This is a genomic window from Niallia sp. FSL R7-0271 (assembly GCF_038005785.1).
Taxonomy (GTDB): Bacteria; Bacillota; Bacilli; order Bacillales; family Cytobacillaceae; genus Niallia.
This window is the reverse complement of sequence record NZ_JBBOTZ010000001.1, coordinates 3,007,018-3,022,837: the sequence shown is the minus strand read 5'-3', so window position 1 is coordinate 3,022,837 and position 15,820 is coordinate 3,007,018. Positions and strand designations below refer to the sequence as shown.

Annotated in this window: 17 protein-coding genes and 1 riboswitch; of the genes, 10 read left to right on the top strand and 7 right to left on the bottom strand. The window is 38.2% G+C overall.

Features of this window, described 5'->3' with window-relative positions:
- Nucleotides 1-13: 13 nt before the first annotated feature.
- From MKX82_RS15420 to MKX82_RS15410, 3 genes are all read right to left on the bottom strand, one after another.
- On the bottom strand, nt 14-169 hold the full coding sequence (locus MKX82_RS15420; RefSeq protein ID WP_233317593.1) for a DUF1540 domain-containing protein: 156 nt from the start codon (nt 167-169) through the stop codon (nt 14-16).
- 108 nt (nt 170-277) lie between these two features.
- Complete coding sequence (locus MKX82_RS15415) at nt 278-1,321, bottom strand: cytochrome d ubiquinol oxidase subunit II (protein WP_233317595.1); 1,044 nt, start codon at nt 1,319-1,321, stop codon at nt 278-280.
- 14 nt (nt 1,322-1,335) lie between these two features.
- Complete coding sequence (locus tag MKX82_RS15410) at nt 1,336-2,697, bottom strand: cytochrome ubiquinol oxidase subunit I (protein WP_233317596.1); 1,362 nt, start codon at nt 2,695-2,697, stop codon at nt 1,336-1,338.
- Nucleotides 2,698-2,885: 188 nt separating this feature from the next.
- Here MKX82_RS15410 and MKX82_RS15405 point away from each other — a divergent pair, with 188 nt between their 5' ends.
- The gene (locus MKX82_RS15405) at nt 2,886-3,449 is read left to right on the top strand and encodes a beta-class carbonic anhydrase (RefSeq protein WP_233317598.1); all 564 of its coding nucleotides are present in this window, start codon (nt 2,886-2,888) and stop codon (nt 3,447-3,449) included.
- Here MKX82_RS15405 and yidD read toward each other — a convergent pair.
- The gene (yidD, locus tag MKX82_RS15400; RefSeq protein ID WP_245399887.1) at nt 3,446-3,694 is read right to left on the bottom strand and encodes a membrane protein insertion efficiency factor YidD; all 249 of its coding nucleotides are present in this window, start codon (nt 3,692-3,694) and stop codon (nt 3,446-3,448) included. The two genes, MKX82_RS15405 and yidD, sit on opposite strands and share 4 nt — an antisense overlap.
- Nucleotides 3,695-3,883: 189 nt before the next feature.
- Between yidD and MKX82_RS15395 the strand changes: the two genes are divergently transcribed.
- Nucleotides 3,884-4,357 (top strand): S-ribosylhomocysteine lyase, encoded by a 474-nt coding sequence (locus tag MKX82_RS15395; RefSeq protein WP_233317599.1) that lies wholly within the window; start codon nt 3,884-3,886, stop codon nt 4,355-4,357.
- Nucleotides 4,358-4,392: 35 nt separating this feature from the next.
- Here MKX82_RS15395 and cls read toward each other — a convergent pair whose 3' ends face one another.
- Entirely contained in the window at nt 4,393-5,847 is a 1,455-nt protein-coding gene (gene cls, locus MKX82_RS15390; RefSeq protein WP_233317600.1) for a cardiolipin synthase, read from the bottom strand.
- Between the two features lie 368 nt (nt 5,848-6,215).
- Nucleotides 6,216-6,473 carry a DUF6154 family protein gene (locus MKX82_RS15385; protein WP_233317602.1) on the bottom strand — a complete coding sequence of 86 codons (258 nt, stop codon included), beginning with the start codon at nt 6,471-6,473 and terminating at the stop codon, nt 6,216-6,218.
- A gap of 193 nt (nt 6,474-6,666) precedes the next feature.
- Here MKX82_RS15385 and ytkD point away from each other — a divergent pair, with 193 nt between their 5' ends.
- From ytkD to asnB, 5 genes are all read left to right on the top strand, one after another.
- The gene (gene ytkD / locus MKX82_RS15380; RefSeq protein WP_233317604.1) at nt 6,667-7,194 is read left to right on the top strand and encodes an RNA deprotection pyrophosphohydrolase; all 528 of its coding nucleotides are present in this window, start codon (nt 6,667-6,669) and stop codon (nt 7,192-7,194) included.
- A gap of 15 nt (nt 7,195-7,209) precedes the next feature.
- A complete protein-coding gene (locus MKX82_RS15375) occupies nt 7,210-8,004 on the top strand; it encodes an alpha/beta hydrolase family protein (RefSeq protein WP_233317606.1) in 795 nt (264 codons plus the stop codon).
- A gap of 25 nt (nt 8,005-8,029) precedes the next feature.
- Nucleotides 8,030-8,272 carry a DUF2584 domain-containing protein gene (locus MKX82_RS15370; RefSeq protein ID WP_233317607.1) on the top strand — a complete coding sequence of 81 codons (243 nt, stop codon included), beginning with the start codon at nt 8,030-8,032 and terminating at the stop codon, nt 8,270-8,272.
- Nucleotides 8,273-8,332: 60 nt separating this feature from the next.
- A riboswitch (SAM riboswitch) is annotated at nt 8,333-8,492 on the top strand.
- Nucleotides 8,493-8,737: 245 nt separating this feature from the next.
- Nucleotides 8,738-9,940, top strand: a complete 1,203-nt coding sequence (gene metK, locus MKX82_RS15365; protein WP_233317609.1) for a methionine adenosyltransferase — start codon at nt 8,738-8,740, stop codon at nt 9,938-9,940.
- A 277-nt stretch (nt 9,941-10,217) separates the two neighbouring features.
- Nucleotides 10,218-12,110, top strand: a complete 1,893-nt coding sequence (asnB, locus tag MKX82_RS15360) for an asparagine synthase (glutamine-hydrolyzing) (RefSeq protein WP_341079568.1) — start codon at nt 10,218-10,220, stop codon at nt 12,108-12,110.
- 17 nt (nt 12,111-12,127) lie between these two features.
- On the opposite strand, the gene MKX82_RS15355 is transcribed toward asnB, so the two are convergent.
- Nucleotides 12,128-12,985 carry a C39 family peptidase gene (locus tag MKX82_RS15355; RefSeq protein WP_341078226.1) on the bottom strand — a complete coding sequence of 286 codons (858 nt, stop codon included), beginning with the start codon at nt 12,983-12,985 and terminating at the stop codon, nt 12,128-12,130.
- Nucleotides 12,986-13,324: 339 nt separating this feature from the next.
- On the opposite strand from MKX82_RS15355, the gene MKX82_RS15350 reads away from it, so the two are divergent.
- From MKX82_RS15350 to MKX82_RS15340, 3 genes are read left to right on the top strand one after another with little or no spacing between them, the layout of a single operon-like run.
- On the top strand, nt 13,325-14,128 hold the full coding sequence (locus MKX82_RS15350; RefSeq protein ID WP_341078225.1) for an alpha/beta hydrolase: 804 nt from the start codon (nt 13,325-13,327) through the stop codon (nt 14,126-14,128).
- Between the two features lie 14 nt (nt 14,129-14,142).
- Nucleotides 14,143-15,237 (top strand): tetraprenyl-beta-curcumene synthase family protein, encoded by a 1,095-nt coding sequence (locus tag MKX82_RS15345; RefSeq protein ID WP_341078222.1) that lies wholly within the window; start codon nt 14,143-14,145, stop codon nt 15,235-15,237.
- A 26-nt stretch (nt 15,238-15,263) separates the two neighbouring features.
- On the top strand, nt 15,264-15,809 hold the full coding sequence (locus tag MKX82_RS15340) for a GNAT family N-acetyltransferase (RefSeq protein ID WP_233317615.1): 546 nt from the start codon (nt 15,264-15,266) through the stop codon (nt 15,807-15,809).
- Nucleotides 15,810-15,820 lie beyond the last annotated feature (11 nt).

Here is a 15,820-nt window from a genome sequence, read left to right as displayed (position 1 = left end):
CTCTTTTTTTGCGTTATTCTGTAGGCTGAAATGTTTTACAATCTGTTTCTCTGCTGTTATCAGCATGTTCACCTACATGGCTTACTACATAAATTTGATCGGCTCCACATAAATTTCCGCTTTCCCAAAAAGTACAATTTCTTACTTCACAAAGTACATCTTTTGCCAATAGAAACACTCTCCTTAGTTGGCTTATGATTTACAGGAATTGGGTAGCCCTCTTCCTATACTTAGTATGAAGCAGAAACGAAAATTTTATACTTGTAGCAGTGATGTCCTATTTTTTAGTCGCCTTTTGCTGTAAGTATTTTTTATCATGCATAAACAATTTCCAAAAGAAATAAAAACCAGGAAACAGAATAATGAAAGCTGCAATATAAGTTGCGAATATCGCATGAAATGAGCTAGGACTAGTAAAGGACGATGTGATTGTTACTTCAGGATAAACGATATATGGAAGATGCGCTTTACCGTAAACATAGCTAGCCATTAAATATTGAATAGTAATGGATACTATAGCGAGCCTGGGCATTCCCTTTATGTCTTTATTTTTTCGTGAGGGAAGGAAAAGACCTGCTCCCCCAAGTATAAAGAAGAAAAGAGAAAGGAGAAGCAAATATAAATCATCCATCATTTTTACATAAATCCAATTGGCATCCTGCTTTAATGTGAGCATGATAAATACTGCCATCAATAAAGAAATAGGACCGAGAATAATTGCATCCCTCCTGTATAGCCGATAGGCCTCAGGTTCATTCGAAACATTTGAATAATCTGCCAGAAGCAACGAAGATAGAAAAAGTGTGCTGCTTAATGCAAAGCCGAAAAAGGCATATTCGTTAGGACTAGAGAACAATCCGACGAGATCAAGGCTTTGCTTGCCATCTTGAAATACAACAAATCCTCCATGGGTGATTGGAAGGACACTGAGTAAAATACCTGGAATCAGCATTCCAGTAATGCCTGAAATATACGTTAGCGGCTTGCGGTATTCTTCCACAATATTTGAAAAAACAAGGAAGGCACTTCTGATTGCCAAAAGCAGAAGAATGATGCTTCCTGGTATAAGCAGAACCGTTCCTAAAGTATAAGCAGCTTTTGGAAATAAGCTGTAAACTGCAACAACGATGGCAACAACAAAAGTATTCGTTACTTCCCATGTTGGAGAAAGATAACGGTTTGCAATATTTGTTGCTCGCGTTTTTTCCCTGTTGATGTAAACCATCGACCAGAAGCCTGCACCAAAGTCCATCGTTGCCATAATGGCGTATATGAATACAAATCCCCACAGTACAGTAATCGCCAGTAATGAATCTGTCATGTTGCTAACACTCCTTAACTGTTAGATCCAAACAGCGGGATCTCTTTTTCCTTTGCAGCATTTAAGTCCTTCAGTACTGTGTTTTTGCGGAAGTAATAGATAAGTACTAAAGCCACCGTAACCCCTAAAATGATATAAACAATCATAAAAGAGAAAAACAGCAATGGAAGGTTGCCGCTTGTAGTTACCGAATCTGCCGTTGATAACTGCCTGTAAATAGTCCAAGGCTGACGGCCTGTACAAGCAAAAATCCAGCCGAATTCTATGCTAGCAATAGCGAGAGGACCAGAAGCTACAAAGATCCACATAATAAATTTAGGAAAACGCTCCTTTTTCAAAAGGAATTTCCATGCCAATGAAGCGAAGGAAAGGAGAATTAGAAAGGAGCCTATCCCCACCATGGCATTGAATAGTGTATGAACATAAAGCGGCGGCCAATATTCCTCAGGAAAGTCATTTAAGCCTGTGACAACCGTATCAAAGCTGTTTCCTGCTAAAAAGCTAAGTGCCCATGGTATTTCAATAGCACCGGTTATTTCTCTATTCTCCTTGTCTGTGAAACCGCCAATGGCGAGAGGTGCATGAGACTGTGTTTCAAAGAGCCCTTCAGCAGCAGCGAGCTTTTCCGGCTGATATTCATACAGTTTTTGAGCAGACTCATGTCCATTTAAGGCAGTCAATAAGGAAAAGACAGCACCGACTGAAATACTTAAAATCAATGCTTTCTGATGGAACTGAAAGATGCGCGAGCCGAATGGCTGTTTTAACATCTTAAATGCAGAAACAGCTGCGACAACAAAGGCTCCTGTTGTATAAGCACTCATCGCTACATGTCCTGCGGATACAAAAAAGGTAGGATTGAAGAAAGCCTTCCATGGATCTACGTCTGTAATTTGTCCGTCTTCCATGCGAAATCCTTGCGGTGTTCCTTCAAAGGCATGTACATTTGTAATAAGGATGGCAGATGCAAGGGCACCAATTGCAACAAGAATAAGACTGCTGATTCTGGCCCATGGTGGAATCCTTTCGGCTGCATACACATAGATAGACATAAATAATGCCTCTATGAAGAAAGCATAGATTTCTATCTGAAAAGGGAGTGCCATTACCTCTCCAATCACTTTCATGAAGCCTGGCCATAACAAGGAAAGCTGAAGGCCGGCAATCGTCCCTGTGGGAATACCGACACCAAGCAAAATCCCAAATGTCTTTGTCCATCTTTTCGCCATGATGACATAATCAAGGTCCTTCTTTCTTTGATAAAGAATTTCTGCCACTAACATCATTAAAGGCAGTCCGACCCCGATTGTTGCGAAGATGATGTGAAACCCCATCGTCATCCCGAACATGCTTCGAGCAGTAACTAGATGATCCATTAATATCTATCCTTTCCTTTTGTATTCCGAATACTGCTGTTAGTATTTTCAGGAATTGGCGCAATTATGTAAGAATGGATAGATACAGGCTTTTAGTTATTAGGAGTTGTCTTCAAAAGATTTTTTACTTACTATATAATAGATGGATATAGTAAAAAAAAGAGTAGATAAGATAGGAGATAAGGATAATGACATTATTAAATGAAATTTTAACTTTCAACGAACAATTTGTAGCCGAAAACAAATACGAGCGTTACATAACAACGAAATTCCCAAATAAAAAAATGGTTATTCTTACTTGTATGGATACAAGACTGCTTGAGCTTCTGCCACATGCTTTGAATATTTCTAACGGTGATGTAAAGCTTGTAAAAAATGCTGGGGCAGTAGTAGTACATCCTTTCGGAAGTATCATGCGAAGCATTCTTGTAGCTGTCTATGAATTAAAGGCAGATGAAGTAATGATTATCGGACATCATGATTGTGGAATGAGTGCCTTAAATTATGACTCTATGCTTGATAAAATGAAGGATAGAGGAATTTCTGAGGATACTATCAGCACATTAGAAAACTCCGGCATGGATTTGGATAAATGGCTAACAGGCTTTAGTTCTGTTGAAGAAAGTGTGTCACATAGTGTTAAGATGGTGAAGAATCATCCCCTTCTTCCACCAAATGTTCCTGTTCACGGCTTAGTAATTGATCCTAAAACAGGAAAGCTTGACCTTGTAGTCGATGGCTATAAAGCTTAATTAGGGGAATGATCCTTTTTGTGCGGCCATTCTTCCGGGACCGGATCAATGCCGCCCGGATGAAATGGATGGCACTTGAGAATGCGCCTTATTGTTAAATATCCGCCCTTCCATGCACCATGCTTTCTGATAGCCTCTAAACCATAAGAGGAACAGGTAGGATAGAAGCGGCAGGAGGGCGGAGTAAGTGGTGAAATGGCCTTTTGATAAAACCGGATTAGTAAGATGAACAGTTTGCTTATCATTTATATTTTGCACTCCTAATTTCTAATGCTTACTTGAAGTCAGTATAGCATGACTGTTAAAGAGAAGAAAATGACAGCAATCCATTTTACGAACATTCTTAAACTGGAAAAATATAATATAATTAAGTTGATGAAAATACTCGGGTTTTACGTTATAATGAGGTAACGAAAAAAAAGGGGATGACATGAATGCCTTCAGTTGAAAGCTTTGAACTAGATCATAATGCCGTAAAAGCTCCGTATGTTAGACACTGTGGTGTCCACAAAGTAGGAAGTGACGGGGTTGTTAATAAATATGATATCCGTTTCTGCCAGCCGAACAAACAGGCAATGAAGCCTGATGTGATTCATACATTAGAGCATTTATTAGCATTTAATCTTCGTGCACATGTAGAAAAATATAATCATTTTGATATTATTGATATTTCCCCAATGGGCTGCCAAACTGGCTATTACTTAGTTGTCAGCGGTGAGCCGACTGTGGAAGAAGTTATCGATTTGCTTGAAGATACAATGAAAACAGCAGTTGAAATCACAGAAATTCCTGCTGCAAATGAAACACAATGCGGCCAAGCGAAGCTTCATGATCTTGAGGGAGCAAAAAAGCTTATGCAGTTCTGGTTAAAGCAAAGCAAAGAAGACTTGAAGCAAGTTTTCGCATAAGCAAAGCAAAAGAGGTGCTATCTAGCACCTCTTTTTTATAACAGTGGACTTAATAATCGAGAGAATGATTCCTTAAATTTAATCCATAATGATCTTTTTGAATAGCTGTCCAATGAAAGGGGAGTGCATAGCTTCATATCCTCCATAAAGCCGTCAGTCAGTGAATTCGCTATTTCCTCACTATATATAAATGCATTTACCTCAAAGTTCAGACGGAAGCTTCTCATATCAATATTAGCAGTACCTACAGAGCTGATTTTCCGGTCAACAAGCAATGTCTTGGCGTGAATAAAACCATTTTCATATATATATACCTTTGCTCCTGCTTTTAGCATTTCACCAATATAGGAATATGTCGCCCAATAAACAAACATATGGTCAGGCTTGTTTGGTATCATAATTTTAACATCTATCCCTGATAGGGCTGCAATTCTTAAAGTATCAAGCAAGCTCGCGTCAGGAATAAAGTAAGGTGTTTGAATAAAAACCGAATCCTTAGCAGCTGTAATCATTTTAATATAGCCATTTTTGATTTGCTCCCACTCAGAGTTTGGACCGCTTGAGACAATCTGCATCCCGATATTTCCGATAATTTCGTCAAGCTTACCAGGAAAATAATCTGGAGAGTAATGAATTTCATGGTGTGCGGCCGCTTGGTTCCAGTCAAGAATAAACCTTGTCTGAATAGCATAAATGGCTGTGCCGACAATACGAAGATGCGTGTCGCGCCAGTAGCCGAATTTAGGATTCAATCCTAAATATTCATCCCCAACATTAAAGCCTCCAATATAGCCGATATGCCCGTCGATAATGGCAAGCTTTCGATGATTACGGTAATTCATCCGTAAATTAATTAAATGAAACTTGCTTGGGAAAAAGACGGCAACTTGCCCACCGGCAGCTTTTAATTCCTTAAAAGCGCGCTTTTGTAAAGTTCTCGAGCCAAGCTCATCATACAATAGCCTTACTTCCAGCCCTTCCTTTGCCTTCTCAGTTAAGGCTGCAATCAGTTTGGAACCTATCCCATCATTTTTAAAGATATAATATTGCAGATGGATTGATTTTTTAGCTGCCATAATATCTTTTAATAATTGGTCGAACTTTTCCTTGCCGTCTGTATAAATATCGACTGCGTTATTTTCTGTCAAAACAGCATCATTATTGAATAAATTCATATAAATAAGATCTTGATTATTTCTAATAACTTCATTTGTAGTGCGCAGCTGATTTGAACTGATTTGCAATAATTGAGACGCCAAGACTTGTTCGATTCCAAGCTTTTTTCGCTCATCCCATTGGAACATTTTCCTATTTCGCAAATTTTGACCAATAAGAAGGTATAAAATAAATCCTAGTATTGGGATAAAGGTCAAAACCATGAGCCATGCCCAAGTGGCGATGGGATCTTTTCTTTCAAAGAAAATGACTAGGAAAGCGAAGATAATGTTAAGTAAAATGATTGTACTTAATAAAATAGTGTATACGTGCATAGAACAATCCCTTTCAACCTTTGTCTTTTAAATATTTCTTTTGTGTATCATCTGCAACCACTTCACGCCAAAGGTCGAGAGCAACAAAAGGTTCAAAAAATGGTAGTACTGAAGATTTCTGTATCATTATAGGTGAAAATGATTGATGTTGAAAACTATTTTGTTCCCATATAATCTTCCCTCCAACAAACAATATTAAACGAAACATCCAGATGGTAAAAGTACTTAATAGAGGTTATTTAAAACTTGATAAAGGACAAATCCATGACCAATGAGCTAAAGCTTTAAAGATTTCCTGCAGGTAGAGGATGAAGGTTAAAAAGGAAAAGACAAGTCCGCTTGGAACTTGTCTTTTTTTGCAGAGTGAATTAGTGCAGGTTTCTTGGCGAAAACAATGTATGACCTTGCTGACGATAATCATCTTTGGCAAATTTGCCTTTAAGGCTTTCAATTAAATATAAGCCCATCAAGTCATACAGCTCTTGCTCATTTAGCTCTTGGATGATATGAAGAAGATCTTCTCTAGACATTTCCTCTAAAAAGGCGAATGCTAGCATATCAATATCTTCCTCATCACCAGTTAGTTTATTCTTATATAAATTATATAATTCATCGACTAATTTCATGATCCATTCCCTCCAAATGGTATATCGGTGTGTATTAATGTAACCGCTTTATTAATTATACTTACTATAATATCGGAGAATGTCTATTTTCGCCACAACTTAATTAAAGCTTTCAGTTTCATTATTATACCCCTATTCTTTATAATGGTTACATACCCTATCAATTGAAAGATATTCCAGTAGGACTAGAAAAATGATTACTAATGAATGTGAGGCAATGATGAAAACATTCTATGACAATAATGGACTTAAAGTGAATTTATCATTTGAGAAAAATGCATTTTCTCTTCCTGCAAAACATGTTTTAGTCATTTGTTTATGGGATGGAAAATGGCTGATGACAAAGCATAAAACGAGAGGCATTGAATTTCCAGGAGGCAAAGTCGAAGACAAGGAAACACTAATGGAAGCATGCAGACGGGAAGTGATGGAAGAAACAGGCGGAATTGTCGGCAAGCTTACTTGGATTGCAGAGTATGAGGTCCATGAAAAAGATTCTAAGTTTGTTAAAGCAGTCTATTTTGCACATATCTCTTCCCTGCAGCATAGAGATAATTATTTAGAAACAGAAGGGCCAAGAATCTATAACGGAGATATATTAGATGTCCGTTTTCATAAATCTTTCAGCTATATTATGAAAGATAGGACGATTGATTATTGTATAAAAAGAATGATGGAACAATTATCAGGAGAAAATTTGGGGTATTATACAAAAAAATAAAAAGGTGGGATTCGCATGAATGGAGAGATATTGGAGCAAATCAGATTCCCCTCCCCAAATCCTTCAATTGACTTGTATATCGTTACATATGCTGTAAATGGTTTGAAAGTAAAAGGATTACTTGCTGTACCTAAACAGGAAGACATTTCAGACGGATTTTTGTATTTACGAGGCGGAATAAAAAATGTTGGCAAGGTTAGACCAGGCAGAATTGTTCAATTCGCTGCAGAGGGCTTTATTGTGTTTGCACCATTTTACCGGGGCAATCAAGGTGGAGAAGGAAATGAAGATTTCGCTGGAGAAGATCGGGAAGATGGAATTGCTGCTTTTCATCTGCTGAAAAATTACCCGAGCGTTAAACGAGTCCATGTTTTTGGTTTTTCAAGAGGCGGTGTTATGGCTTTGTTTGTTGGCATTTATTGTCCTGTTGCTTCTATTGTCACATGGGGCGGTGTTTCTGATATGGTGCTGACATATGAAGAAAGGAAGGATTTACGGAGAATGATGAAAAGAGTCATTGGCGGCACACCGGCAAAATATCCGGAACGGTTTCAAGAGAGAACGCCTCTTCATTATTTGGACAAGATTTGCGCACCTACTTTAATTATTCATGGAATGCAGGATACAAATGTGTCCATTGAACACAGCAAAAAGCTGGAAGAGGGGCTTCTAAAGCAAGGGAAAACCGTTGAAACATGGTACTTTCCAGAATTCACTCACTATTTCCCTCCTAAAGTCAATCGGAAGGTTGTAGAAAATTTATGCAGTTGGATGAAAAAACACAGTGAAAAGCTGGTAGAATATAAGTAAGGATAAGAAGGAGGGAGAACGAAAAATGGGAATGCCCTTAGAATTAAATACAATGATTGTCACCAAAGGAAATGAATTGCGCCTTGAGGAGAATTGGTTTCAACTCGAAAAAGAAGCATATCGTTTATATCCCCTGCATATTCCTTTAGAAGTCAGAAAGACCATTAAAGGAGAACTTATCGGAACTGCTTCCATTGAAAAACTGGAGTGGTCTGATGGAAAAACGAAAATAACATACAAATTGATTGCATTAAATTCGACTAATTAAAGATAAATATATTGACAGTAATTAAAAGTTTGAGCTATTATGAAATCTTGAACGGATACTCTCTTATCCTGAGCTGGTGGAGGGACTGGCCCGATGAAACCCAGCAACCTACTATGTGAAGAAAATAGGCTGAAACATCCATTTAATTGATGGATGGAGCAGACATTCTCTTAGGAAAGGTGCTAACCTGTAGCAAGGAAATATCCTTGAACGATAAGAGTGAAAGGTGCGAATCAATTTTGCTTGGAGCCTTTTCACTATTGAAAAGGTTTTTTGTATGCAATCTGGTCCATTATCTTTTAAAAAAATGTATATTTTTCATGTGTGTTTTTGAGCAAGTGTTTTTTGCCAAAGGATAACACTTCTCGGATAAAAACGCCTTGTTTACTTCATACTATCTAGGGAATGAGTACCGTATCAATTTAGAGGGCAAGAGTGCTTGCCTTATAATAAGGAGGAAATCAGATGTCATCAAAACGTCGCTTGTTTACTTCTGAATCGGTAACGGAAGGTCATCCGGATAAAATCTGTGACCAAATTTCAGATGCGATTTTAGACGCTATTCTAGCAAAAGATGCAAATGCCCGTGTTGCAGCAGAAACATCTGTAACAACAGGATTAGTTTTAGTTGCAGGGGAAATAACTACATCTACATATGTGGATATACCGAAAATTGTAAGAGAAACAGTTAAGGAAATTGGCTACACTCGTGCAAAATATGGTTTCGATGCAGAAACGAGCGCAGTGCTTACTTCTATTGATGAGCAGTCTGCTGATATCGCTCTTGGTGTGGACCAAGCCCTTGAAGCACGTGAAGGAACAATGTCAGATGAAGAAATAGAAGCGATCGGTGCAGGGGACCAAGGATTAATGTTCGGCTTTGCATGCAATGAGACAAAAGAGCTTATGCCTTTGCCAATCTCTTTAGCTCATAAGCTTTCTAGAAGACTGGCTGAAGTGCGTAAAGAGGAAATCTTGCCATATTTGCGTCCGGACGGCAAAACGCAAGTTACTGTTGAATATGATGAAAATGATAAACCTGTAAGAATTGATACAATTGTTATCAGCACACAGCATCACCCTGAAGTGACATTAGAGCAAATTCAACGCAATATTAAGGAATATGTAATTAATCCAGTTGTTCCAGCAGAATTAATTGATGAAAATACGAAGTATTTCATTAATCCAACTGGCCGTTTCGTTATTGGCGGACCACAAGGTGATGCAGGATTGACAGGAAGAAAGATTATCGTAGATACATATGGCGGTTATGCAAGACATGGCGGCGGAGCTTTCTCTGGGAAGGATCCAACTAAAGTAGACCGCTCTGCAGCATATGCAGCACGCTATGTAGCGAAAAACATCGTGGCAGCAGGATTAGCAGACAAGGTTGAAGTGCAGCTTGCATATGCAATCGGTGTTGCTCAGCCAGTTTCCATTTCTATTGACACATTTAATACAGGCACTGTATCAGAAGAAGTTCTGGTAGACGCTGTCCGCGAAAACTTCGACCTTCGCCCAGCAGGAATTATTAAAATGCTGGACTTGCGTCGCCCAATTTATAAGCAAACAGCAGCATACGGACATTTTGGACGTAATGACCTAGATTTGCCTTGGGAACGTACAGATAAATCAGATGTATTAAAAACAGCTGTCGCTGGAAAATAAAAGAAGGAGTTGCACGGTAATAAAGTGTAACTCCTTCTTTCTTTTTCCGTCTAATAAGTCAGTAGAAAATTTTACTTGTTTTTAGCTCTTAAAATTATCAAGACTTTCGTCTATAATGGATTAATGTAAAATATAAATGGTAGTCAATATTTGCTAATAGGACATAATAATGTTTTAAAATAGCTCGGATTACATTTAAAGATTAACAGTAAAAGTTTATACTAACAGTAATTTAGGTCTCCTTAGTAACAGGAGAAGAATGGAGTAGGTGAGCAGTATGTGTGGTTTTGTAGGCTGTATACATGAAAAAGAGCAAAACTTCCAAGAGGCGCAAAAAGAACAATTTGCGAATATGAATAGAATTATTACACACCGTGGACCGGATGATGAAGGATACTTCTATGATGAACATATCCAATTCGGCTTCAGAAGATTGAGTATTATTGATATCGAGTCTGGGCATCAGCCGTTAACATATGAAAATGAACGTTATTGGATCATCTTCAACGGAGAAGTTTATAACTATTTGGAAATCAGAGAAGAGCTAGTGAAGGCAGGCTTAACGTTCCAAACTAACTCAGATACAGAAGTAATCATTGCCCTTTACAGCAATGAAAAAGAAAAGGCTGTTGAAAAACTTCGCGGCATGTTTGCATTTGTTATTTGGGACAAGCAGGAAAAAACATTGTATGGTGCTCGTGATCCATTTGGAATCAAGCCTTTCTTCTATTTTGATGATGGTGAAAAGACTTACTTTGCATCAGAGAAAAAGAGTATTGCAATGGCATTAGAAAGCGATGTATTAAACTATGAGTCTCTTCAGCATTATATGACTTACCAGTTTGTTCCTGAGACTAATACAATGTCAGAAGGCATCAACAAGCTTGAGCCAGGTCATTACTTCACGAAAAAACTTGGTGAGCCAATGGATATTAAACGCTATTGGAGAGCATCTTTCCAGCCTGTGAACAAAACGGAATCAGAGTTCGTTAAAGAAATTAAAGATGTGCTGTTTGACAGTGTAAAAATGCATATGCGAAGCGATGTTCCTGTTGGTTCTTTCCTTTCCGGCGGAATTGATTCATCGATTATTGCTAGTATTGCGAAAGAATTCCATCCTGGAATTAAAACATTCTCTGTCGGGTTTGAGCATAATGGTTTCAGTGAAATTGACGTAGCGAAGGAAACAGCGGATAAGCTTGGTTTAGAAAACATCAGCCGCATCATTACACCACAGGAATATATGAATGAAATTCCGAAAATTATGTGGCATATGGATGATCCGCTTGCTGATCCAGCATGTGTGCCTTTATACTTTGTTGCACAAGAAGCTAGAAAACATGTTACAGTTGTTCTTTCAGGCGAAGGTGCAGATGAACTGTTTGGCGGATACAATATTTACCGTGAGCCGCAGTCATTGGAAGTATTTAATAAAATTCCTAAAATTGGTAAGTCCCTGTTGCGTGCTATTGCAGCGATTCTTCCTGAAGGTGTTAAAGGAAAGAGCTTTATTGAACGCGGTGTGACACCGATGGAACAAAGATATATCGGAAATGCTAAGATGTTCAGTGAAAGTGAAAAAGCACAGTTGCTGTCCATCTACAACAAAAATATTGATCATACAGATATTACAAAACCTCTTTATGAAGAAAGCAAAGGTTATGATCCAGTTGACCGCATGCAGTTTATTGACATCCACACATGGATGAGAGGAGATATTTTGCTGAAAGCAGACAAAATGACAATGGCTCACTCTCTAGAATTGCGTGTACCTTTCTTAGATAAAGCTGTGTTTGAAGTAGCTTCTAAAATACCGTCTAGCTTAAAGACTGCAAATGGAACTACAAAGTATATTTTAAGAAAAGCAGCGGAAAGCTTTGTGCCTGAGCATGTATTAACACGCAAAAAACTAGGCTTCCCTGTGCCAATTCGTCACTGGTTAAAAGATGAGATGAACGAATGGGCAAAAACAATCATTAAAGAAAGCGATACAGACCATTTGCTGAACAAATCTGTTGTATTGCAGCTATTGGAAGACCATTGCCAAGGTAAAGCTGACAACAGCCGCAAAATTTGGACTGTATTGATGTTTATGGTTTGGCATAGTGTTTATATCGAAAAAAAATATTCCTTCGAAAAGGAATATTTAAAAGAAAAAACACTTGTTTAATTAATGGAGTAGGGAAGTTAGTTGCTGTAAGTTATTGCTTGGCTTCCCATCTGCACCCACGATGCAATAAAATCATCGATGGGTGCTTTTTTATTTTGTTCACCTGTCAATGGATCATTAAAGTAAACATAATCTTCGTCATAGCCAGTTATCAGGACGGAATGCTCGGAATATGTGATATCGATTGTGCCGCTTGGAGTTACCCATGTGCGGAAATTATCATCAGAAAGCTCTTGGAATTTTGAATTAGTAATAACCCAAACTGGACGGCCATCTGAAAGCTGTTCTTTTACCGAATCGAAATCAGAGCCAGTAAAATCAACGATTGCTCCTGGAAGATATTTTTCCGCTAGCTCAGCAATCGGCTTATGATAAACACCAAGCCCCGGACCTTCAAGGGAATACATATCTCCGACAAACCCATCATTAGGATTGCCATAATAAATAGTACCGTTATCGACTTCATATGCTGTAGTATTTTTAGTAATTTCTTCTGCAAGTGTCATCTTATCTACATCTACACCTGCATATTGCAAAAGCATCGCAAGAGCCGTCACTTCACAGCCTCTCGGAAGCTCTGGCAGTTGATTCATTGCAGTTGCTTCCAATAACACAGATTCTTTTATAGTTACTTTTGAACTCAATTTTTCTACATTTTCTTTAGCTGTAACAGCTATTTCCTCTACCCGCTCTTTTGCAAGCGCAAAATTCTTAGAACCGTCTAAATTTAATACATAAAAGCTGATGCCAACTAATATGGCTATTAAGGAAAAGAGCAGTCCTTTTACAATTTTAGTAAGCCTTTTTTGAACTACAAGGAATAATACGAAGAATAGAGCAAGGACAGAGTATAGTATTATTTCGTTTGTATTCATTTTCATCACCTATTTCTTATATAAGTATTTATCGGATAAATTTTGAGAAAATAAATAGTAAGAAATGAACTTTCTTGACTTGAAGATACCTTTCACGCCTAAAGAGGCTGCATTTGGTTATTTTTTAATATTTTTTTCCCGTTAGTGCATAATATAAAAACCGATTTTTTGTATTAAATATGTGTTTTATCAAATATAGAGTACTGCGGCAACCTTTAATTTTCCTTAAATAATCAGGAACAATCGCCGTAATTTAATTTAAAAATTTGTCAAAGTGCATTTACGTGTTACATAATAGAAGAAGCAATACTGTGATAAGTCGAATGGGGGAGATTTTTTATGTGGAAATGGGAAGCGGAAGGAGAGGCTAAAGCAGTCGTCGTGATTGTTCATGGTGCTATGGAGCATCATCGCCGTTACGGTTGGCTAATTGAAATGTTTCGCTTATCTGGTTTTCATGTCGTGATGGGGGATCTTCCAGGCCAAGGCATGACAACACGGTCAAGCAGGGGGCATATCGACTCTTTCAGTGAGTATACAATTGAAGTTAAAGACTGGATTCAAGCAGCCTACCAATTTGAATTGCCGGTTTTTTTGATTGCACACAGCTTAGGAGGCTTGGCATCTATTCGTCTGCTGCAACAGGAGAATCTTAAGCTTGCTGGTCTTATTCTCTCATCGCCATGTCTTGGGTTAAAAAAATATCCGCCGAAGCTGTTGAGCGCCATTTCAATCCTTTTGAACAAAGCTGCGCCTAGACTGCGCATGAATACAGGCTTATCAATCGAAATGGCGACTAGAAATGCAGAAATTAGGGAAATAGATAGCAACGATACCTTATATATTACAAAAGTGTCTGTAAGATGGTATAGAGAACTGATTAGTGCAATGGCTGCAGCCTTTGCGAATGTAAACAAAATGCAGGATTTGCCTCTTCTTCTTATGCAAGGGGGAGACGATTCAGTAGTAGATAAAAAAATGGTAAAAAACTGGTTCAATATGGTACCATTATCAGAAAAGAGATTTAAAGAATGGCCACAATGCTACCATGAAATCTTTAACGAGCCGGAACGAGATGATGTGTTTGACTATGCGCTTGATTTTATCAATAGTCAGCTAAAATCGATAGGTTATATTGTATAAGTGAGGTTTTAAAAATGTCTGTACCAAACATGCCACTAACATTAATGTCTAAAGTGTATTTAAAGGTTTTTCCTGTTGTTCACAAGGAACTGAACTATTGGACGAACAGAGCAAAGCAAATCCCAAATCCTGAGCTGCAAAGACAGGCTTTGGCGAGCATAAAGGACAAAATATTCCACTGTGAAGGCGGATCAATCATGGCCCTTATTTCAAGGCATGAATATAAGACTGCCATTAAATTTATTGTGGCATACCAAACAATCAGCGATTATCTTGATAATCTATGTGACCGGAGCACTTCATTAGATCCGCGGGATTTCTCTGCACTGCATGAATCAATGGAGCATGCGCTCACAGTCGGGGCACAACCCACTAACTATTACCGGTTCCGAGAGGATCAAGACGACGGCGGCTACTTGTATGATTTAGCCAAAACATGCCGGGACACACTCGCAGAGCTAGAGAATTACGAATATATTAAAGACCAGTTACTTGAACTTTGCCGATATTATTGCGATTTGCAAATACATAAGCATGTTATGGTAGAGGAAAGAATTCCAAGATTGAAATCATGGTTTGATGAGAACAAGCACGCAATACCTGAAATGGATTGGTATGAATTCTCTGCATGCTCCGGTTCAACATTAGGGATATTTTGTTTAGTTTCTTATGCATTAAGAAAGGATTTTCAGCCAGCTTATTCCTCCAATATTCGAGACGGCTATTTTCCATATATACAAGGTCTTCACATATTATTAGATTACTTTATCGATCAGGAAGAAGACAGACAGGGCGGCGATTTAAATTTCTGCTTCTATTATAAAGATGAAGAAGAGCTTTTCAGCCGGTTAAAGCATTTTGTAGAAGAAGCAGACAGACATACAAAAAATCTCCCTCATCAACGGTTCCACAAACTTATTAACAGAGGACTGCTCGGTGTCTACTTATCTGACGAGAAAGTATATAAGCAGCAAAATATTAGAAAGCTGGCAAGGGAAATTATTAAAACTTCCGGTCCGGTTGGCTACTTCTTTTATATTAATGGACGAGCATACCGCAAGTTTCAAAAGATGATTCCAGCAGGAATGATGAAGACGATATCTAAATAAATGTAGGCCGACAAGGGGAGTTGCAGATGTTTCCTGAACTAGAAACAGATCGGTTGCTTTTAAGAGAGATAGAAGAAAAAGATGTTAAAGCGATTTATAGTATATTAAGTCGTCCTGACGTTACGGTGCACTACGGGCAAGAGCCTTTTACCACAATTGAGGAAGCACGTTCCTTGCTGGCAATTTTCAATATGAATTACAGCATGCAAAAAGGAATTCGCTGGGGAATGGTAGAAAAGGACAGCGGCGCTTTTATTGGGACAATTGGCTATCATGCATGGCATCAAAAGCATAAGCGGGCTGAAATCGGTTATGAGCTTCACCCGGATTTTTGGAAAAAGGGCTATGGGATGGAGGCAATTTCTGAAGTTATATCATACGGATTTTCTGCTTTGCAATTGAACCGAATCTCAGCGATTGTGTATCCTGAAAATAATTCATCTCAAAAAATGCTGGAAAGAGCAGGTTTTCATAAAGAAGGTACTTTGGCAAAATATATGGTTCAAAATGAACATATTTATGATTGCCTCATGTATTGTCTGCTTCACCCTTCCTTAAACGAAAAGAAATAAAAAAATGCCGG